Source organism: Exiguobacterium sp. s7, assembly GCF_018618195.1.
GTDB classification, from domain to species: domain Bacteria; phylum Bacillota; class Bacilli; order Exiguobacteriales; family Exiguobacteriaceae; genus Exiguobacterium; species Exiguobacterium mexicanum_A.
This window is the reverse complement of record NZ_JACSLO010000003.1, coordinates 57,660-77,905: the sequence shown is the minus strand read 5'-3', so window position 1 is coordinate 77,905 and position 20,246 is coordinate 57,660. Positions and strand designations below refer to the sequence as shown.

General features: G+C 52.6%; 22 protein-coding genes. 7 read left to right on the top strand and 15 right to left on the bottom strand.

Translation table 11 applies throughout. The annotated features are described in order from the left end of the window. Nucleotides 1–96: 96 nt before the first annotated feature. From licT to KNP79_RS05415, 4 genes are all read right to left on the bottom strand, one after another. Nucleotides 97–948, bottom strand: a complete 852-nt coding sequence (gene licT / locus KNP79_RS05430) for a BglG family transcription antiterminator LicT (protein WP_034780544.1) — start codon at nucleotides 946–948, stop codon at nucleotides 97–99. Between the two features lie 211 nt (nucleotides 949–1,159). Further along, on the bottom strand, nucleotides 1,160–1,900 hold the full coding sequence (locus KNP79_RS05425; protein WP_084592953.1) for an AAA family ATPase: 741 nt from the start codon (nucleotides 1,898–1,900) through the stop codon (nucleotides 1,160–1,162). Then, the gene (locus tag KNP79_RS05420; protein ID WP_214797384.1) at nucleotides 1,891–3,168 is read right to left on the bottom strand and encodes a sensor histidine kinase; all 1,278 of its coding nucleotides are present in this window, start codon (nucleotides 3,166–3,168) and stop codon (nucleotides 1,891–1,893) included. The genes KNP79_RS05425 and KNP79_RS05420 overlap by 10 nt, the downstream gene beginning before the upstream one ends. Further along, on the bottom strand, nucleotides 3,165–3,815 hold the full coding sequence (locus KNP79_RS05415; RefSeq protein WP_215191484.1) for a response regulator transcription factor: 651 nt from the start codon (nucleotides 3,813–3,815) through the stop codon (nucleotides 3,165–3,167). The genes KNP79_RS05420 and KNP79_RS05415 overlap by 4 nt, the downstream gene beginning before the upstream one ends. A 142-nt stretch (nucleotides 3,816–3,957) precedes the next feature. On the opposite strand from KNP79_RS05415, the gene KNP79_RS05410 reads away from it, so the two are divergent. Next, nucleotides 3,958–4,527: a hypothetical protein gene (locus tag KNP79_RS05410; RefSeq protein WP_215191482.1), complete on the top strand. Its 570-nt coding sequence runs from the start codon at nucleotides 3,958–3,960 to the stop codon at nucleotides 4,525–4,527. A gap of 29 nt (nucleotides 4,528–4,556) precedes the next feature. On the opposite strand, the gene KNP79_RS05405 is transcribed toward KNP79_RS05410, so the two are convergent. Next, the gene (locus tag KNP79_RS05405; protein ID WP_215191480.1) at nucleotides 4,557–5,264 is read right to left on the bottom strand and encodes a hypothetical protein; all 708 of its coding nucleotides are present in this window, start codon (nucleotides 5,262–5,264) and stop codon (nucleotides 4,557–4,559) included. 90 nt (nucleotides 5,265–5,354) lie between these two features. Then, the gene (locus KNP79_RS05400) at nucleotides 5,355–7,265 is read right to left on the bottom strand and encodes an endonuclease MutS2 (RefSeq protein ID WP_215191479.1); all 1,911 of its coding nucleotides are present in this window, start codon (nucleotides 7,263–7,265) and stop codon (nucleotides 5,355–5,357) included. 477 nt (nucleotides 7,266–7,742) lie between these two features. Between KNP79_RS05400 and KNP79_RS05395 the strand changes: the two genes are divergently transcribed. Genes KNP79_RS05395 through nagE form a run of 3 tightly spaced genes read left to right on the top strand, consistent with a single transcriptional unit; the run spans nucleotide 7,743 to nucleotide 10,565 of the window. Further along, nucleotides 7,743–8,213 (top strand): PTS sugar transporter subunit IIA, encoded by a 471-nt coding sequence (locus KNP79_RS05395; protein ID WP_251132887.1) that lies wholly within the window; start codon nucleotides 7,743–7,745, stop codon nucleotides 8,211–8,213. A 19-nt stretch (nucleotides 8,214–8,232) separates the two neighbouring features. Beyond that, nucleotides 8,233–9,081 carry a PRD domain-containing protein gene (locus KNP79_RS05390; RefSeq protein ID WP_215191477.1) on the top strand — a complete coding sequence of 283 codons (849 nt, stop codon included), beginning with the start codon at nucleotides 8,233–8,235 and terminating at the stop codon, nucleotides 9,079–9,081. Next, the gene (nagE, locus tag KNP79_RS05385; protein ID WP_215191475.1) at nucleotides 9,078–10,565 is read left to right on the top strand and encodes an N-acetylglucosamine-specific PTS transporter subunit IIBC; all 1,488 of its coding nucleotides are present in this window, start codon (nucleotides 9,078–9,080) and stop codon (nucleotides 10,563–10,565) included. Before KNP79_RS05390 ends, nagE begins: the two co-directional genes overlap by 4 nt. Nucleotides 10,566–10,871: 306 nt before the next feature. Here the strand turns inward: nagE and htpX are convergent, their stop codons facing one another. Beyond that, on the bottom strand, nucleotides 10,872–11,753 hold the full coding sequence (gene htpX, locus KNP79_RS05380) for a zinc metalloprotease HtpX (protein ID WP_034780909.1): 882 nt from the start codon (nucleotides 11,751–11,753) through the stop codon (nucleotides 10,872–10,874). A gap of 21 nt (nucleotides 11,754–11,774) precedes the next feature. After that, nucleotides 11,775–12,323, bottom strand: coding sequence for a LemA family protein (locus tag KNP79_RS05375; protein ID WP_034780526.1), 549 nt, complete (start codon nucleotides 12,321–12,323; stop codon nucleotides 11,775–11,777). A 138-nt stretch (nucleotides 12,324–12,461) separates the two neighbouring features. Between KNP79_RS05375 and KNP79_RS05370 the strand changes: the two genes are divergently transcribed. Both KNP79_RS05370 and KNP79_RS05365 read left to right on the top strand, forming a co-directional pair. Further along, nucleotides 12,462–12,914 (top strand): NUDIX hydrolase, encoded by a 453-nt coding sequence (locus KNP79_RS05370; RefSeq protein WP_138860142.1) that lies wholly within the window; start codon nucleotides 12,462–12,464, stop codon nucleotides 12,912–12,914. Next, entirely contained in the window at nucleotides 12,905–14,089 is a 1,185-nt protein-coding gene (locus tag KNP79_RS05365; protein ID WP_138860143.1) for a M20 metallopeptidase family protein, read from the top strand. Before KNP79_RS05370 ends, KNP79_RS05365 begins: the two co-directional genes overlap by 10 nt. A 10-nt stretch (nucleotides 14,090–14,099) precedes the next feature. Here the strand turns inward: KNP79_RS05365 and KNP79_RS05360 are convergent, their stop codons facing one another. The 5 genes from KNP79_RS05360 to KNP79_RS05340 all read right to left on the bottom strand — a co-directional run bounded on the left by KNP79_RS05360 (nucleotide 14,100) and on the right by KNP79_RS05340 (nucleotide 17,879). After that, a complete protein-coding gene (locus KNP79_RS05360; protein WP_371743419.1) occupies nucleotides 14,100–15,401 on the bottom strand; it encodes a hemolysin family protein in 1,302 nt (433 codons plus the stop codon). A gap of 112 nt (nucleotides 15,402–15,513) precedes the next feature. After that, nucleotides 15,514–15,990, bottom strand: coding sequence for a DMT family transporter (locus KNP79_RS05355; RefSeq protein WP_215191473.1), 477 nt, complete (start codon nucleotides 15,988–15,990; stop codon nucleotides 15,514–15,516). A gap of 11 nt (nucleotides 15,991–16,001) precedes the next feature. After that, nucleotides 16,002–16,673, bottom strand: coding sequence for a Crp/Fnr family transcriptional regulator (locus KNP79_RS05350; RefSeq protein WP_215191471.1), 672 nt, complete (start codon nucleotides 16,671–16,673; stop codon nucleotides 16,002–16,004). An 11-nt stretch (nucleotides 16,674–16,684) separates the two neighbouring features. Beyond that, nucleotides 16,685–17,110 carry a DMT family transporter gene (locus KNP79_RS05345; protein ID WP_034780518.1) on the bottom strand — a complete coding sequence of 142 codons (426 nt, stop codon included), beginning with the start codon at nucleotides 17,108–17,110 and terminating at the stop codon, nucleotides 16,685–16,687. Nucleotides 17,111–17,219: 109 nt separating this feature from the next. Beyond that, the gene (locus KNP79_RS05340) at nucleotides 17,220–17,879 is read right to left on the bottom strand and encodes a type 1 glutamine amidotransferase domain-containing protein (protein WP_034780515.1); all 660 of its coding nucleotides are present in this window, start codon (nucleotides 17,877–17,879) and stop codon (nucleotides 17,220–17,222) included. Between the two features lie 373 nt (nucleotides 17,880–18,252). Between KNP79_RS05340 and KNP79_RS05335 the strand changes: the two genes are divergently transcribed. After that, nucleotides 18,253–19,359 carry a glycerol dehydrogenase gene (locus KNP79_RS05335; protein ID WP_034780513.1) on the top strand — a complete coding sequence of 369 codons (1,107 nt, stop codon included), beginning with the start codon at nucleotides 18,253–18,255 and terminating at the stop codon, nucleotides 19,357–19,359. Between the two features lie 17 nt (nucleotides 19,360–19,376). On the opposite strand, the gene KNP79_RS05330 is transcribed toward KNP79_RS05335, so the two are convergent. Then, nucleotides 19,377–19,847, bottom strand: a complete 471-nt coding sequence (locus tag KNP79_RS05330) for a hypothetical protein (protein WP_214797379.1) — start codon at nucleotides 19,845–19,847, stop codon at nucleotides 19,377–19,379. A 61-nt stretch (nucleotides 19,848–19,908) separates the two neighbouring features. Further along, nucleotides 19,909–20,127, bottom strand: coding sequence for a hypothetical protein (locus KNP79_RS05325; protein WP_034780509.1), 219 nt, complete (start codon nucleotides 20,125–20,127; stop codon nucleotides 19,909–19,911). Between the last annotated feature and the right edge of the window lie 119 nt (nucleotides 20,128–20,246).

Here is a 20,246-nt window from a genome sequence, read left to right as displayed (position 1 = left end):
GTTCACTCCTTCAATTTGGGTAAAAAGAAAAACCTAAATGAACGCACACGGGAGGTGTCGTCATTTAGGTTTGGCCTGCATCATCAGTAACCATCCTTAGGATCGTCGTTCTTTCATTAAGTTTTCGATATGAATCATCATATACAACCGCTCATCGGTCGAGACCTCGTAATTGTACTTCGTGGCGATCAACCCTGCGATTTTCTCGACACACTCATAAGCGTCCGGATAGCGCAGCTTCACCATCTCAAACAGCGTCTCATCACCGCCGGGTTTAATCTTCTCCCCGGAGGCGAGCCGTTGGACGAAGTATTTCAAGTGGGTCAAAAACCGTGAGTAGGCGTACGACTCTTCGTCCAAATCGATTTGAAAGTGGTACGTGATGATGGTGAGAATCGCTTGCGTGGCACGCGTCATCTCGGTGACGAGATGTAAGTTCTCACCTTTGGCACCCGACATCGTCGCGTTGACGAGATGGAGGGCGATCGCGACCGCCTCATCCTCGTCTAACTTGACGTCATGCCGGTCGTTAATCAGGGCGACCGCTTCTTTCCCGATCGCGAACTCGGGTCCATAAAACCGCTTCACTTCCCAAACGAGCGGGTTACGGATGATGATTCCATCTCGATATCGGCTGAGAGCGAAATGGATGTGGTCGGCGAGGGTCACATAAAGCGAGTCATGGACCGGCTTCTCGAGTCGCGTCTCCGCGAGCTTGACGATTTCTTTGACCGTATCCATCTCGGTAGCTGGCATCTCATTCAAAAAATGGACGAACCGTTCATGGCTTTCTTTACTCTCGAGCGTAAAGACTTTTTCAATCCGCGTTTGATCGATTGCATCGCCTGGACGCTTTTGGAACGCGATTCCCCGTCCCATGACGACTTGTTCTTGACCGTTCGCTTGAATGGCCACGACGTTATTGTTGAACACTTTTGAAATTTGCATGGAATCAATTCACCTCCGCTCAAGTTCGATTGAAAAGAAAAAAACCTAAATTCACACCGGTCCCCACATCTGGATGATCGGCATCAATTTAGGTTTTGCCTGCTTGACCAGTAACAATCCCAAAGTGGATTTTCTTCTTCTCGCTACTAGCATACTCCCTTGAAATCTTGACGTCAACATAAAAATAAAACGCTTACACCGTGACCGTTTTTCATTCGAATAGGATACGTTGCATCCGTTCCGGTGCCGCTAGAAAGTCGCGCATGACACGGACGTGTTCGAGTTCATCGAACGTCGTCGGCCGGAGTCCCGTCTCGACTTGGAGGATGTCGGCGTCCGGATACGACATGAGGATCGGCGAATGGGTCGCGATGATGAATTGACTTCCCGACTGGACGAGTTCATGCATCCTTGCGAGCATCGTCAACTGCCGCATCGGGGACAAGGCGGCCTCGGGCTCATCTAAAATATACAGTCCGCCGTCTCGGAAACGATGGAGCATGAGCGACAAAAACGCCTCCCCGTGCGACTGCTCATGGAGCGATCGACCGCCGTAGGACGCATAAAACCGTTCCGGGTCGGGCGACGTTCGCGCGATCTCATCCACATAGCTCGACAGTTGATATGCCGTCTCGGCCCGGAGGAAAAATCCGTCTTTCGGCCGGTACGCGCCCCGAATCGGACGAAGCGCTTCGAACAGCGGGCTATGTGTCGACTCGGTCTCAAAACGGAACGTCGTCGCGCCGCCTTCCGGATTGAATCCAGCGGCGATGGCCATCCCTTCGACCAACGTCGATTTCCCGCTCCCATTCTCACCAACCAAGAACGTGACCGGCTTCGTCAGCGTCAATTCATCAAATCCATCAAAAATCGGTAGCGAGAACGGGTAACCTGGCTTTTCAATCCGATCTCGCTCTAAGCGGACACCCCGCAAAAATAAATTTAGTCCCATTCGATCCAAAACAACGCCCCCTCTCCCTCTCTCGATTCGACTCCGTAAACGAGTCCTTGAGCCTCGAGCAACAGCTTGTTGATGGCCAGACCAAGTCCGTGACCGTTCGAACGGTCCCCTTTCACATACATATCCCAGATGTTGGCGCGCATCGTCTCGGCAATGCCCGGCCCTTCGTCTTCGATTTCAAGCCGTCGCTCGGAGAGCCTGATCGTGATCACACCTCCTAGTGGACTGGCGTGATACGCGTTCTGAAGAAAGTTCGACAGCACACGCTCCATCGCCAATCGGTCCGCCTGGACGACCGCGTCCTCGACGAGTTCAAGTGTGACCGTCACTTCCTTATGACGGAACCATTCATCCATCCGCGAGACAGTCTCTTTGATCAATGCATCCAAACGAATGGATTCGAGCGAAAGTGTCACGTTGCCCGCGGATAGTTTGGAGTATTCGAGCATCTGACTGACGAGCCGATCGATCCGATCGACTTCCTCGGTTAAACTTCGACCCGTCGTCGCCACATCTTCTTGTTTGACGACACCGAGTTCAAGCATTTCGGCCTCGTTCCGGACGATGGCAAGCGGGGTCCGGACATCGTGCGTAACCCCTGAGATGAATGTATTTTGCATCCGTTCTTTCTCTTCGAGTGATGTATTCATCTGACGGACCGCTTCCGTCAAATCTCCAATCTCGTCGTCGGTGACAGGCGGTAGTGTGATGTCATGCCGACCCGACATGATGGCTGCGGTCGCCTGCTTCAACTCGACGAGCGGGGACGTCAAACGCCGCCCCATCCAATACGTCACACCGACGGCGACGATGAGCGCGAGCAAGAACCCACTCCCGAGAATGACGTAGATTTGACGAAACTGCGGATTCGACAGCGGGACGGGTGCGTACGTCACGATTTGCACATCTCCTTCTTCCCGAAGAAACGTCAATAACCGCGCCCCGTTCACGCTGACCTCATCTCGTTCGGAAAGTGAGTCTGGATCGAGGCCTGGCGACATATGTCGACGCATCCTGCCCCCACGATCAAGATTGACCGCTTCCCCGTCTTGAAACACGAGAACATCGAGTTGACCCGGTATGCCGCGTCCATCCACAAGCGCCTCATACACGATGTCCGCTTCACGCTCGAGTTGGTCATAGCTCTCCGTCTCCGCGAAACGCCCAATCAGGAGTGATGTCAGACCAAATGTGAGCACCGCCATGACGACGAGAGGGAGGATCGCGGTCCAGAGCAACTTCTTCATCAATCGACTCATCGGACTTCCTCCAATCGATAACCGACGCGATGCACCGTCTTCAAGTACCGCTTCATCGTCGGCAATTTGTCACGTAACTGTTTGACGTGCGTATCGACCGTGCGCGTGTCCCCGGCGAACGTATAATCCCACACCTCGTCGAGTAGGCGGTTGCGATCGAGCGCTTCTCCGCTATGTTTCAAGAAGTAAAGCAACAACTCATATTCTTTATTGGTCATCCGAATCGCTTGCCCGGCGTCAGTCACCGTGCGAGAACGTGCGTCCACCGTCATGTCGCCGAACGAAATCTCGTCCGTCTGTTTGACAAGACGTTTCAAGCGGATTTCGAGTTCTTTTAACACGATCGGTTTGACCAAATAATCGTCGGCCCCGAGCTCGAGGCCGAACACACGGTCATCCGCCTCTCCCCGTGCCGTCGCCAAGATGATGGCCGGCCGCGGCTTGAGCGTCTTCAATTTCGGGATGAGCGTCCATCCTTCCCCGTCCGGCAGACGAATATCGAGCAGGACCGCATCGAACGGTTGCTCGAGCTGCTGCTTCGCTTCGGCGAGTGTACCGGCCACACTGACATGAAACCCCGCGTACGTTAAAAAGCGGGCGAACCCGTCCGCTAATTTCGGTTCATCTTCGACTACGAGTACGTTCATCTTTATCGCCTCCAACCCCATTATATCGCATCGCGAAACGAACCCATCATTTCCCAAAGACAATTTGCAGAAACCTTGCAACTCCCTCACAACTTTTGAACGTCCACGTCCTACACTTGAAGTAGTAAAGGAGGAGATTAATATGAAAACATCTAAATTAGCCATCGCCCTGGCCGGCCTTCTTGCCGTCTCAGGAACCGGCGTCTATGCCGCCACGAACGATACGACAACAACCGACGGAACGGAAACGACGACCCAATGCGAACGCGGAGAACGCGGCGAGCGGGGCATGTTCGGTGACCGGGCAGCCGGGCAGGCCGCTTTGCTCAAGGCGCTCGGTTTGACCGAAGCCGAAGTGGAAGCAGCGCGAGAAGAAGGACAATCGCTTCCTGAACTCGCGGAAGAAACAGGAATCACCATCGAACAGTTCATCGAGGCGATCATCACTTCTCATGAAGCGAAACTTGAGGCAGCCATCGAATCCGGTGACTTGACGCAAGATGAGGCCGACGCGATTCTTGCCGACCACGAAGAACGTTTTGCTGACGTCACGAGTTACGAAGACTTGGGTGATATGCGTGGCTTTGGCGGCAAAGGCCGTCACGGGCACGGTCCTCGTCACGGTGGCCAATTCGGTGGACCGAACCAAAACGACGAAGCTGTCCCTTCAACGGACGACAATGTAGACAAACAGAGCACCAATTCACTGTAAGCAAAAAGGCAACCACGAGGGTTGCCTTTTCATATGGCCAATAACAGCAGAGCGTATCCGATAAGCCCAACGGCAAAGGCGCGGAAACTGCTGTCCCGCTCTTCCGGCAACTCTTCCTTCATGACGTTCAAAATAATCCCACCGGCCAAGAACGCGACAATCATCGACAGCGTCACTTCATGGAGCGCGGAAAATACGCCGACGCCCCACCCGGCAAGCACGGCCAACGACAACCACAATCGGCCTCGCCTGTCATATTGCTGGCGATGGTGGTGCCTCAAACCTTGGTCGACCGTGATGAAATGAATCCCTAATGCGACAAAGTAGAGTGTCATTGCCCATGCCGTATCGAACTCGCTCTCCGCGAGCACGTAGCCGATGCTGAAGTTGTAGACGATGAACAACGCCATATGAATCCAAAAAACGCTGCCGTTGCCACGCCGTTTCATTTGCGTGGCCAACCGTTCCAAGCCATAAAACACGGCCAGACCGAGCATGCTGACGACGAGGATATGATTCTCGATCGAGGCGAACAGTCCGCTCTCGAGATGTCCTTCGAGCTCGCGTTGATATTCGTTCAGCTCAGGTAAAAGGTGTAGAAACACATAGGCGACGGCGACACCGCCGGCGAGTGACAGAAACCGGCTCCGCGGCGTCTCGCGCACGTGAATCAACTGTCCTGAAAAGTAGTGAATCAAGGCAAATCCGATGGCGAACAACAAGCTTAACCAAAACATCCAGTCACCTCCGACACGTTACCCGAAAGCCGTACTGTACGTGATGACTCCCGGTCCTTGTTCCTTACCCGAGTGTCCTCCCGGATACACTCATTCGCCTCGTTCGGCACGTTGCCGCGCCCGAATCTCTTTCTCGACGCGACGGAGCGCCTTCTTCGAACCGCGAGCAAAGTCATGCGCTTCTTTCCGGTCCCGGTAATCGATGAATAACGTTTCCAGGTCATAACCAGCTGGATACAAGTCGAGCGCTTTCGCCTCACGCCGAACCCGACGGAGCGGATGCTCGCTGAAGACACCGTCGACATACACGGTGACTTGGCGCAACGATGCGTCCATCGCATAGACGAGTCCGACTTGATTCGTCTCGAGCAGACGGATCCGGTCCCCTTTTGACAGAACTTGATCTGGTTCGATGACGGATGAGACGACTGCTTGCGTCAGACGTGCCGGATCGACGAGCGACTGGTCGTACGTCTTGTCGTGCATATAGCGGGCCGCCTGCTTCAAAATCGATTCGGGCAATTTCATTTTCCGGGCAATGAATAAGGCGTTGCTGTCGCCGGACTGCCCAATCAACAGCCGATACTTCGGTTCGAGCGTTTCCGGGTCGAACTGCATGGCCGCGTTCATGAAGTCCGGATGCGTCTCGGAGTACGCTTTGATTTCGCCGTAATGGGTCGAGGCGACGACGAGACAGCCGCGCTTATATGCCTCTTCCAAAATCGCGATGGCGAGGGCCGCTCCCTCGTTCGGCTCGGTCCCGCTTCCAATCTCATCGAATAATAGTAACGACCGTTTCCCGGCCTTCTGCATGATGTTCGCCACGTTATGCATATGGGCCGAGAACGTGCTGAGCGCCGACCCCATATCCTGGTTGTCCCCGATATCGACGAATACGTCGTCAAACGTCGAGATGTCCGTGTCCGGATGGGCCGGGATATGAAGCCCGCTCATCGTCATCAAACTGAGCAGACCGATCGTCTTCAAGACGACCGTCTTCCCGCCGGCGTTCGGTCCGGTGATGATCAGACCGCGGTACGTGTCCCCGAGCGAGAAGTCGAGGGGGACCGCCCGTTCGAGGAGCGGATGGCGGACTTGTTTCAAACGGATTTTCCCGACAGCGTTCACGCGAGGGGCGATGCCATCGATGGCTTGGCTATACTTCCCTTTCGCGAACACCATGTCGTATTGGGCGATGACATCAAGCGTCGCCTCGATGGTCGGCAACGCTTCCGCCACCATGCCGGTGAGCGTGGCGAGCACTTGATAGATTTCGACCGCTTCCTCCGTTCGTTTGACGACGAGTTCCGCGTTCAACTTCGCGACCGCCTCTGGTTCGATGAAGACCGTCGTCCCTCGGCTCGACGTGTCGATGATTGCCCCAGCGACTTTATGTTTATATGACGCTTTGATTGGAATTGTGAATCGGTCTTGTTTCTTCGTCACAAAGCCGTCTTGAATCGCTTCCCGGTTTGCGGCGCTCTTCAAGAACTTGCTCAACCGCTCCTCGATCCGTCCTTCGAGAATGTCGATTTGTTTGCGAACGCGTTTCAATTCTTTGGACGCCTCGTCGACGACCCGTCCCCCGCGAATCGATTGGACGATGTCTTCCTCGATGCTGCGCCACTCGCTCATCTCATCCGCGTAAAGGGACAAGAGCGGGGCAAAGAACGCCTGCTCGGCCATGAACCGCTTCAGTTTACGGGCCCCGCGGAAAAATTCGGCGACGGCTTCGAGTTCGCTTGCCTCGAGCTGGATGCCACGGCTGATTTTACCGATGAGCGGTTCCATATCGGATACCCCGATAAAGGGGACGTGTGACGTCGCGTCGAGAATCGCGCGTGCTTCCGATGTCTCTTGAAGCCGTTTTTTCACCGTTTGCAGATGGCTCGTCGGACGCTGGTTTCGTAACAAGTTGCGTCCGAATCCGCTGATGCAATATCGTTCGACGTGATGAATCAAGTCGTTATATTGTAGTTTGTCTAATGTTTGTTCATTCATGATGGAGTCTCCTTATTTTGTGATGGAGATACCGCGCAAACAAAAAGCGTCGGCCGATGACGACCAACGCAAAAAGACAGACCGGTGTCTGGCAGTTTATGAAGGGCGGTATCTGTAACAGAACATGAAGGCATGACAAAAAGACACGTCATCCAACATTTTTCAGTTCGTTAGGCAGATACAACCTCACTCATTAACATGCAACACCTTTCTCATTCAGTTTCGCCCTAACTATACAACAGATTTTCGAAGAAGTAAAATTTCTAGAGAACGCTTTCAAATTAGGTCTTGATATCTATACATCGGCGTGCTATCTTGAGGGTGACGAAACGAATAATGATCACATGTGACTGATTCGATCAGGCATGGGGTAAGACGAAAGGCTCACGCCACCCGTCTATACTCCATGCCTGTTTTGTTTTTTCACAATCATTTTTCAAGCGAAAGGATGATTTGATTATGTTATTGAATAAGTGGATGAAGAGACATACACTGACACTTTACGCACCCATGGAAGGAGACATCATTCCACTTGAGGAAGTGACCGACCCCGTCTTTAGCGAGAAGATGATGGGCGACGGGATTGCCATCATGCCGACGGACGGAACGGTCGTCGCACCGGTAGATGGAACCATCATTCAGGTCGCACCGACGAAGCACGCGATCGGTATCCGTTCGGGAGACGGAGCTGAAATTTTGATTCATGTCGGACTCGATACGGTCGAACTTGCGGGTAGCCCATTCAACGTCCACGTCAAAGTCGGTGACACGGTGACGACCGGACAGCCACTCTTGACGGCCGACTTGGAACAAATTCAGCGAGCCGGTAAAGACACGGTCACTCCGATGGTCATCACAAACGGGAGCACGTTAGAGCACCCGTATTCGTTCCATGCAGGAGGCCCATCGCTTCCCGGGAAAACCGTCGTCGCTCAAGCGGAAAAATGACTCCTCGTTAGGAGGACACATGTTAAAAATTAAAAAGATTTTAAACAACAACGCGGTCATCGTCTCGGACGAGGGCGAAGAGAAGATCGCCATCGGACCAGGCGTCGCGTTCAGGAAGGCTCGCAACGATATCGTCAATCCGCATAAGGTGGAAAAGCTGTTCGTCATGTCGGAGAATGATAAGTTTCAACAACTGCTGACACGGATTCCGATTGAGCACTTCACGATTTCAGAAGAAATCATTTCGCATGCGGAAAAACGGCTCGAGACGACGTTCAACGAACACATCCATATCGTGCTCACCGATCATATCTCGTTTGCCATCGAGCGCGAGCAAGAAGGAATCTCGCTCCGGAACAAACTGTTGAACGAGATTAAGATTTTATATCGCAACGAATACGAAATCGGGTTATGGGCGCTTCACCTCATCGAGGACAAACTCGGCGTGAAGATGCCGAAAGATGAGGCGGCCTTTATCGCGCTGCATATCCATACACTAAAAGTGAAGGGAGGTGATTTACGCAAGACGGTCAAACAGACGACAATCGTACGTGACATGATTCAATCGATTTCGAGACGACTCGATCTATCTATAGAAGAAGATGACTTATCCTATCAACGCTTATTAACTCATTTACGATTCGTCATGGATCGGGTCAACCATTACGATCACCATACGATCGACGAAGATATGCTTCTCATGATTCAAACGAAGTTCTCGTCGGCCTATGCATGTGCGTCTGACGTCGCAAACGAAATGGAAGACTTATACGGCATCGTCTTGCCCGAATCAGAGCTTGGTTACATCACGCTCCACATTCAACGCCTGCAAGATCAACACCATCAAAAAGGAGGACATTCACAATGATGAACTTTTTACAACGTCTCGGACGTTCCCTCATGTTGCCGGTTGCCGTACTTCCTGCAGCTGCCATTCTCATGGGGATCGGTTACTGGATCGACCCGGTCGGCTGGGGTTCTGAAAACATCGCTGCCGCATTCTTGATCAAAGCCGGTGCAGCCATCATCGATAACATTCCAATTCTCTTCGCAGTCGGGGTCGCCCTCGGGATGGCGAAAAACCGTGACGGCTCAGCCGCTCTAAGCGGACTTGTCGCCTTCCTCACGGTCACGACACTCTTATCTTCGGCAACGGTCGCCTTGTTCCAAGGTGTCGACGTCGAAGCCGTCAACCCAGCGTTCGGTAAGATTGCCAACGCGTTCGTCGGTATCTTGTCAGGTATCGTCGCCGCTCAAATGTACAACCGCTTCAGTCATGTGAAGCTACCAGATGCACTCGCCTTCTTTAGTGGGAAGCGTCTCGTGCCAATCATGACGGCATTCTCGATGATCCTCGTCTCGGTCGCCCTTTACTTCGTCTGGCCGGTTGTGTACACAGGACTCGTCGGATTTGGGGAAACGATCTCTAAAATGGGTGCAATCGGGGCAGGCCTTTACGGCTTCTTCAACCGTCTGTTAATCCCAACTGGTCTTCACCACGCCTTGAACTCGGTATTCTGGTTCGATGTGGCCGGCATTAACGATATCGGTAACTTCTGGTCAGGTGAAGGTGTGAAAGGGATTACTGGACGCTATCAAGCCGGGTTCTTCCCGATTATGATGTTCGGTCTTCCGGCAGCAGCCCTCGCCATGTACCATACAGCGAAAACAAAACGTAAAAAACAAGCGGCCTCGCTCCTTCTCGCCGCAGCGTTCGCATCGTTCTTCACAGGTGTCACGGAACCGCTCGAATTCTCGTTCATGTTCCTCGCACCAGTTCTCTACCTCGTCCACGCGGTCTTGACAGGGGTTTCCCTCTTCATCGCGGCGACGTTCCAATGGACGGCCGGATTCGGCTTCAGCGCCGGTCTTGTCGACTTTGTCCTCAGCTCACGGTTACCGCTCGCGAACCAGCCGTACATGTTGCTCGTTCAAGGTCTCGTCTTCGGTGCCATCTACTACGTCATCTTCCGCTTCATGATCGTCAAGCTCAACTTGGCAACACCAGGTCGTGAATCAGACGAAGCGGTTGACGCGGTCGCAACGGAAACGACTCCTGAAGGCGAAACAAAAACGGCTCCAGTCGCTGCCGGCGGTCAATATTCAGCGATGGCAGCGATGATTTACGATGGTCTCGGTGGCGATCAAAACGTCACAGGCATCGAGTCATGCGTCACGCGCCTCCGCGTCGATGTGAAAGACATGGATACGGTCGACCAAGCCCAAATCAAGAAAGCGGGCATCCCTGGTATCAAGGTTGTCAGCCCGAACCACATTCAAGTCATCGTCGGAACGAACGTCCAATTCGTCCTCGAAGAGATTGAAAAACTCCGGAGCCATCGCGCCGGGTAACTGACGAAAGCCACCTCGCGCACGAGGTGGCTTTTTGCCGTCTTGGCTCATATGTTAATAAAATTGTCGTTCACTCAGCTCTTCTTTTTGACTGACATCAACATGAGCGAAACCGTGATGGAATAAATCAATAAAAATAGGACAATGCCTAACTCGAGTGCCGACTCAAACATGGAATCTCCTCCATTTCATCCTCTTTTTACTATCATTCCCATTTAATATTGATACAAACTGGATTTGCGAAATGAGTTGGTCCTATTCACGTACAAAAAAGCCCTCTTCTAAAAAGAGGGCCTTCGTTATAGGCTACATACTGCGAAGTCTGGCAATCCGTTCAGCCGGGTTCGGGTGCGTCGAGAACAGACCGCTCAGCTTTTTCTTAAGCGGGTCTGAAAAGTAGAGCGACGCCGAGGCGCGAGAGGCTTCCTTCACCGGTGTTTGGATATTCGCGATTTTCTCTAGCGCCGACGCGAGCGCATCCGGATTACGCGTCAACTCGGCCCCGCTCGCATCCGCCAAAAACTCGCGATTTCGCGAGATGGCCAAGTTGACGAGCGTGGCGATGAGCGGCGCAAGAATCAATAACACCAGCCCGACGATCATAAAAATCGGGTTTTGGTTGTTGTCACGGCGTCCACCGACACTTCGGAAGAAGAGCATCCGTGAGCCGATATCGCTCATGATGGCGATGACCGAGACGAGGGCGAGCGTCACCGTCGCCAATCGCACATCGTAATTTTTAATATGGGCGACTTCATGGGCGATGACGCCTTCGACTTCTTCTCGCGTCAACTGATCGAGCAGTCCGGTCGTCACGGCGACGGCCGCTTTCTCTGGTTTCAGGCCGGTCGCGAACGCATTCGGTGACGCATCGTTGATGATAAAGATGCGCGGCATCGGGACACGCGCGACCATGGCCATGTTCTCAACCGTATGCCACAGAAATCGGTGCTGGTCGACCGAGGTGATTTCTTGGGCATGGTTCATCTTCATGACGATGTTCGTGCTCGACATGATGACAATCCCGATATAAAACAACGAGAACACCGGAGTGAAGATGAGGCCTGGGAGCGGATCACCATAGTTCAAATATGAGATGACCACTCCAACGGCCAAGACGAGAAGGACGAATCCGGCCACGATGAACACGGTTTTGATTTTATTTTTACGAATTTGTTCATACAGGATCATCGTCGCCACCCCAATCCATTAGAATGAGACTCGCACGTTTTCGCGTTCTTCCTCACGTGCTTCGAGCATGTCGCGTTTTTCGAAATTATGGACGGAGGCGATGATGTTCGTCGGGACCGATTCGACTTTCGTGTTATATTTCATGACCGTATTGTTATATAACTGCCGTGAATAGGCGACTTTATTCTCCGTCTGCGTCAATTCTTCTTGGAGCATCTTGAAATTCTCGTTCGCTTTCAAATCTGGGTATGCCTCCCGAAGCGCGAACAAATTCTTCAATGCGCCGCTCAATTGATCGTTCACTTCCATCTGTTCTTGACGGCTCGTCTTCGAACCGAGTTGATTCCGTAACTCAACAACTTTTGCGAGCGTCTCTTGCTCATGCTTGGCATAGCCTTTTACCGTTTCGACCAAGTTCGGAATCAAATCGTAACGCCGTTTCAGCTGCACATCAATCTGTGCCCACGCCTCGTCGACCCAGTTCCGATATTTGACGAGTCCGTTGTACATCGAAAAATAGATGAACGCCAAGACAACGATGATACCGATTGCGATAATCCAACCCATTTCGACACCTCATTTCATGATTTTCTCCTGTATTAATTCCCTTTTGTCGTATACCATAAGCATAACTTAGGGAATATGTAGAAAATGATTCATATATGCTGTGGGTTCTCTCACGAATTCATACAAAGGAGTGTCATCATGTCCGTTCCTACCATCGTTGTTGCCGTGAAAGCGGTGATTGTGCAAGACGACCACATGCTCATCATCAAACGAGCTGATGATGACGAGGTCAATCCCGGCACGTGGGAACTCGTCGGAGGCAAACTCGACTTTGGCGAGTCGCTCGAACACGCTCTTGAACGGGAAGTGTTCGAAGAGGCCGGTTTGCATGTGGCGGTCCAGCAATTGTTGTACGCCACGACGTTTTTGACCGCCCCGGATCGTCAAGTCGTCATCATGACGTACTTAGCTCACCCGGTCGCGACGACCGTCACCCTCTCCGAGGAGCACAGTGATGCCAGATGGGTGACGGCTGACGAAGCGCAAACCTTATTACATCGTCCGATTCTCGACGATTTGAATTCACACGACGTATGGACCTTGCTTCAACCAAAAATGATCAACGGACAGGAGTGTAAATCATGCTTGTGACTGACCTCGATTCACGCTTGACTGAGCTATACGACGAGATGGTGACGCTCCGCCGCCACTTCCATCAACATCCCGAACTTTCATTCGAAGAACGAGAGACACCTCAGACGATTGCAGCTTATTTGCGCGACCTCGGCCTCGATGTGCGCGAACATGTCGGTGGCAACGGTGTTGTCGCACGGATTCATGGCGGCGAAGGCCCGACCATCGCGTTTCGGGCCGACTTTGACGCCTTGCCGATTCAAGATTTAAAGGACGTCCCGTACCGTTCGAAAGTGAATGGCTCGATGCACGCTTGCGGTCATGATGCGCATACGGCGACGTTGCTCGTCCTTGCGAAAGCACTCACGGAAATCGACCTTCCGGGAGATGTCGTCCTCATTCACCAGTTCGCGGAAGAACTCGCGCCAGGTGGGGCCAAACCGATGATCGAAGATGGGTGTCTTGACGGTGTCGATTATATTTACGGCTCTCATATTTGGACCCCGCTTCCATACGGGACGATTGGTGTGAAGACGGGACCGATCATGGCCGCGGCTGACCGCTTCGAACTGACCGTCAAAGGCAAAGGTGGTCACGGGGCCATCCCGCAACACACGGTCGATGCCGTCATGGTCGGAACGAATATCGTCAGCCAGTTGCAACAAGTCATCAGTCGTCGCATCGATCCGCTCGAACCGGCCGTCTTAACTGTCGGCACGTTCGTTGCCGGTCAGGCGTTCAACGTCATCGCCGATGAAGCGAAGCTGTCTGGCACGGTACGGACGTTCACACCGGAGACGCAAACACGCATCATCGCCGAGATGGAGCGGACTATCGCCCATATCTGTTCGGCGAGCGAAGCGCACTACGAGCTCGACTATATCCGGGGCTACCCCGCCGTGATCAACCATCCCATCGAGACCGATCACGTCCGTCGCAGCGCCGCTCGCGTCGTTGGCACCGATGGCGTCATCGAAATGTCCCCGCTCATGGTCGGAGAAGATTTTGCCTATTATATGCAACACGTACCGGGCAGCTTCTTCTTCACCGGAGCCGGTAACCCGGAAGTCGGTGCCGTCTTCCCTCATCATCATCCCCGCTTCGATGTGGACGAACGGGCGATGCTTCATACCGCCCGCGTCCTCATGCAGGCGGCATTCGAGACATGGAACGCGCCTAAAAAAGAAGACTGACGCAGCGGCGTCAGTCTTCTTTTGTTTGTTCAGGCAACATCGATACGAGCACTTGGTCAACACGTTTGCCGTCCATATCGACGACCTCGAATCGAAGACCATATGCTTCGACAACGTCTCCCCGTTTCGGGAAATCGCCGAGCGCATAAATAACAAGTCCGGCAAGAGTATGATACGAGTTACGCCCTTCATCAAAACGATTGTCTCGAATTCCGAACGTCCGCTTCAAATCCTCAATCCCGAGCAAACCATCGGCCAAGTACGAACCGTCTTCACGGCGCACGACTTCCGGTGTCTCTTCTTCAATCATCACTTCGCCGACGATTTCTTCTAGAATATCGAACAATGTGACCATCCCGAGGAATCCGCCGTACTCATCGAGCACGAAGGCGATTTCGACGCCATTCTTTTGCATCATCTGCAACACTTGGCTCGCTTCTCGCTGTTTTGGGACGATGAGTGGTTGTTTGATTCGCTTCAAAATTTGTGAGGGCTCCCGAAGCGTCGATAATGTCAAAATGTCACGGACATCGATATAACCGACGAACTCGTCGAGCGTATCGCGCCCGACCGGGAGTTTATTGTGTTTACTCTCATAAATCGATTTCTTGATATCGTCCATATCGTCTTCAAGGTCGACCCATTCCAGCGTCGTCCGCGGTTGCATCAATTCATAAATCAGCTGGTCATGGAACGCAAACACACGCTCGACCTGCTGCACTTCCTCGTGTGCGAATGCCCCTTGCTGGGCTCCTTCGAACAAGAGTTGCTTGATTTCGAGCTCGGTCTCACCACTCGACTGCTCCGCTTTCAAGCCCAGCAATTTGAAAAGGAAGAGTGTCGACTTCGACAAAATCCAAATAAACGGTCGCATCACTTTACTAAATAAGTCGAGTGCCGGAATGATCGCCATCGTGACTTTTTCCGGAGCCACGAGCGCAATCCGTTTCGGCACGAGCTCACCGATGATGAGCGACAAATACGTAATAATCGTGACGACGACGACGTAACCGACGGTCGGTGCGTACTGGGGACTCATGCCAAGATTGGCGAACACATCGGCGAGCGGCGCCGAGAAACGCGCACCCCCGTAAGCCCCGTTGATGATCCCGATCAACGTGATTCCGACTTGGACCGTCGATAACAGGTCGGTCGGATCTTTTGAATACTTGAGTGCGATTTCGGCACTGCGTTTACCACGGCTCGCCTCGACTTCAAGTTTGGCCGGTTTGGACGAGATCAGTGCGATTTCCGTCATCGCGAAAATCCCGTTCAACACGATCAAGAATAAAACGATCAGTAAATCGATCACTATGGAAGAATCCACTGTTTTCATCACCTCTGCGTATATTTCGTACTACAATCTCATCATATCAGAGATTTGTTATTCACCTGTACCCGTTTCACTCGAGAAAAAAGCCCCTTCAATGTGAAGTGGCTTCGGGTGCGGCTTCCTGATGCAGGGCCGCCGCTTGAGATTGTTTGAAGACGATGACGCCTAAGAGCAACACCATCAACCCGATGACCTGCCCTGGGGACAGTGACAACTGTTGCATCCCGAACGCTCCCGTTAGGTCGACGGCGAGCGCCCATATCAACTGAGATACGAGAATGATGGACACCGATAGCGTCGGTCCGAGCAATTGAATGCTTCGCATCACACAGAAGACGACACCGACCCCGAGCAACCCACCGAGCGCGTATATCGGCGAGATTTCGAATACGCCGTGAACATTACCACCGAACAAAGCGAGTGGGACGAGCGATCCAAGCAAGCCGACGATGAAGACGAGCACCGTTGTCGCCCATGCCCCCAGATGGGCGTTCATTTTGGCATTGACTGCAGCTTGTACACTAATGAATGCGCCGGCTACCGCCGAACAGATGATTCCTACTATCATGAGTTGCCTCCTTATTCGTACAACATGCCATTGGCACGTTCTTTTAATCGAGTCGCATCTAAAATCGTTACTTTTGTCCGCGTCTTTTCGACGAGCCCTTCATCCGCGAACGATTGTAACGTCCGATTCAAATGACGATAACTCGTCCCGAGCCATTCCGCCACTTCTTTTCGTTTCAACTGACTCATCTCGTCTTGGAACAAGTCGTTCCCTGATTCGCTGAGCGAGACGAGATATCCCGCCAATCGTTCTTCGAGTGTCGACATGAGATGGTTCGACGAGGCATTTGCCTCGATGAACAGTTTCTCAGATACGCCGCGCAGAAGATGCTCCGTGAACTCGATCGTTCGGTTATGCGTGCGGAGCACATCAAACGGCACGCGCAGACAGGTTACTGCCCCGACCGCCTCGACCGTGTGGAGTACGTTGCGTCCGCTGGCGTATTCGATATCCCCAATCAATGTCGGGGCCATCTTTAAACGGAGCAAGCGCAACTTGCCTTCCTCGCTCAACGTATAGATTTTGACACGCCCTTCTAACACGACGAAGAGAGACTCGATCGGGTTATCGTTCGTGCAGAGCATCGCTCCGGACGGATACGTCACAATCGTCGATGCCTCTAATGTTTGTTCCGAGAACAGGTGGGCCCACCCGAGTCGTTCTAGTGCTGTCTCTACTTTCATCCGTCTCCCCCTTACGTGAACGTGTAAATGCCAATCCCGGCGACCATCAAGGCAAGTCCTGTGAGCTGACCTTGGTTGAGCGGTTTCCGTTTCACACCAAACCATCCGTTCACATCAATCAAAAACGCCCCGATCAATTGGGCGACGAGCAAGACGCAGATCGCCCAAGTCACACCGAGCTGTTGAATAGCGGTCAGTTCTCCGAAAACGACAAACACCCCGAACAGACCGCCCAAGCTATAGTACCAAGGTACGCGTCGAAACGCCGTCATGTCTGCATCCCGCTTGAACGCATAAATGAGAAGAGCAAGTACAAGACCAACGAGGTGAACGACCGTGACCGACATCCAAGCACCGACCGCGTAGCCGAGCTTGGCATTAAAAATCCCTTGCAATGCGATGAACGTGCCCGAAAGCACGGCAAATAACAGACCCATCCGATTTCCTCCTATCTCCTCGTCTGACTTTACGTGAGATGAGAAGGCTTGAAAAGGACATATGTCCGAAAAAAAGACAACTTAGGAGTAACCTAAGCTGTCTGTGGGATTATCCGAGCAATTTGACGATTTCTGCCCCGACTTGTTCTGAAGATTGCGGATTTTGTCCGGTAACGAGACGTTCGTCGACCGTTACGTTGACAGCCCAGTTGTCTGCGCCATCAAATTTTCCACCGCGCTCGCGCATCGCCGATTCAAGGAGGAAAGGTACCGCTGAGTCAAGCTGCATCTCGCGTTCCTCGGCATCCGTGAATCCTGTCACGCGCTTGTCTTTGACGAGCGGATCGCCGTTGCTCAAATTAACGTTGACGAGTCCAATCGGTCCATGACAGACGGCCGCGACGACGTTTCCGCCTTCATACGTATCACGGATGACACGCTGTAACGTTTCACTGTTCGGGAAATCAACGACCGTACCGTGTCCTCCCGGAAGGAAGACTGCGTCATACGTGTCATCGGCCACTTGATCGAGTCGCGCCGTATCTTTCAACAGGTGCTTCGTGTCCAACACCTCTTGCGGCAAATCGCCTTCTAGGCTGTTCGCATCGATTGGCACGTCTCCACCTTCGATGCTCGCTACTGTGACTTTATAACCTTGTTTCTCGAATTGAAGATACGGTGCAGCAAACTCCTCGAGCCAAAGCCCTGTCGCGTGACCGTTCTCTAATTGATTCGCAGAAGTCGTGACAATCAGTACATGTTTAGACATTGCAAATTCCTCCTTCTAAATTAAGCATACGAAAGAGTTGTTCCCGCTGTGAGTTCATTCAAACCTTGTAACCCTTAACGCTACTCTTTTTTTGACCCGGTCCTATTTTTAGAACGGCAGAAATCAATCCACCATCTATACTGGTCTCATCAGCTGGCAGGAGGGAACGACCGTGATGAAGCATGTACTCGACTGGGGATTTCTTGCCGTCGTCGCTTTGATTGTGGTACTCGTGATTATTGGCGGGTTGTGAAGGAAGTCCAAAACAGTTTCACCGAGATGTCACATGTAGGACTGTTTGAAGGAGGGGCTGTATCGGGAACAAACCTACTGTTGTCCTGTCGTCACTGTTACTTTAGAAAGGATGTTGAATATGTCAGAACGCGTATTTATCAGTCCGGCCAAGTACGTGCAAGGAAAAAATACAATCGATCGCATCGGGGAACACGTTAGCCATTTTGGATCACAGGCTCTCTTGATTGCCGATGACATCGTCTGGCGCTTGATTGGGGAACGGGTGACCGATTCACTCAAGTCGAGTGGCGTGAACGCAGAAAAGGCCGATTTTGTCGGGGAAGCGTCACGTCACGAGATTGAACGGATCGCCAAAGCGGCAGCAGAGAGCCATACTGCTTTCGTCATCGGAATGGGCGGCGGAAAAACGCTCGACACGGCGAAAGCTGTCGCCGACGAACTCGATGCCCGCATCGTCATCGTCCCGACCATCGCCTCAACGGATGCCCCGACGAGCGCCTTGTCCGTCATCTATACGGATGAAGGAAACTTTGAAAGCTATCGCTTCTATAAAAAGAACCCGGATTTGGTCCTCGTCGATACGAAATTGATCGCCGAGGCCCCGGCCCGATTCCTCGCCTCGGGGATTGCTGATGCGCTCGCGACATGGGTCGAAGTCCGGAGCGTCCTCGCCTTCGGCGGCAAAACGATGGCGGGTGGTGTCCCGACGATTGCGGCGGAAGCCATCGCCAAACGCTGCGAAGAGGTGCTATTCGATTACGGAATCCCTGCTTATGAATCGGTGAAGGCCAAAGTCGTCACTCCGGCACTCGAGTCCGTCGTTGAGGCGAATACACTTCTAAGTGGTCTCGGTTTTGAAAGCGGCGGGCTCGCAGCGGCCCACGCCATTCATAACGGCTTCACCGCCCTCCACGGAGACATCCACCATTTGACGCACGGGGAAAAAGTCGCGTTCGGCACACTCGTCCAACTTGCGCTCGAAGGCCGAACGCAGGAAGAGTTCGACCGCTACGTCGCCTTGTATATGGCGCTCGAGTTGCCGGTCACACTCGAAGACGTGAAGTTGAAAGACGCTTCCCGTGAAGACATCCTAAAAGTCGGTCAAGCGGCAACGGCGGAAGGTGAGACGATTCATAGTGGGTTCGATGTGACCGCTGAACAAGTGGCCGATGCCATCATCGCGGCCGACCGGTACGCTCGTCTCTATCAAAACAAATTGCAGTGAACAAGAACGAGGAACGGCTAGTTGAGCCGTTCCTCGTTCGTTTGTTTTCGCGTGACGAAGGAAAACGTTACCCCGATTGCCATGCAACTGACCGTCAAGACGAAAAACGTCAATTGGTTCGCATAAATGATGTTCGTGAACTGGTTCCATCCTGATGCGTACGCCGCATTCTCAGAAGCACGGATTCCAGCCCGGAGCGAAGCCGCTTGACCGGCGTTGATATATAGACCGATTCCAGCCATCACGAGGCTCCCGGCTAAAAGACCGACTCGTCCCAGGCGATGAACTGATTCGACCGCACGCCGAGCAAGCCGAATCGTAATCCAGATGAACAACAGGACGAACGGCCAACCGATGAGCAAGACGAGCACGTAGGGATTCCCTTCACCCGCCGTTTCTGTATAGGCGGCAGTCATCGTCTCGCCGAGTTTGAATAATACAAACGTTATGAGCGTGATGATGAACCACGCCTTGATCAATTTCTCCATGACAACACCTCACCCCCAGTATAACAAAAAAACACCATGCGCTTTCGCACACGGTGTCAGGTCAGGCTTTCGGACGGACTGCATAGTAGATCAAGATGACGAGCCACGTCCAAACGCCGGTGAAGATCCCGATAATCCCGACGATAAAGAACCCGAGCGGCATCATCGATTTCGTCCGATCATAGTCTTTCCACATGTTCGATAACCCTTTGATGTTGAAATACAAAAAGGCGAAGAACAAGACGAGCAACAATAACGGTAAACCAAAAATGAGTTCCATACGCTCACTCCTTTCTAGTCTCAACCATTCTCTTACATCCAGTGTACTACTTCCCGCTCTCCATCACATCGGGCTCGCGCAGTACAGAAAGCAGGTCAAGAGGCGGAGACAGTCCTGTT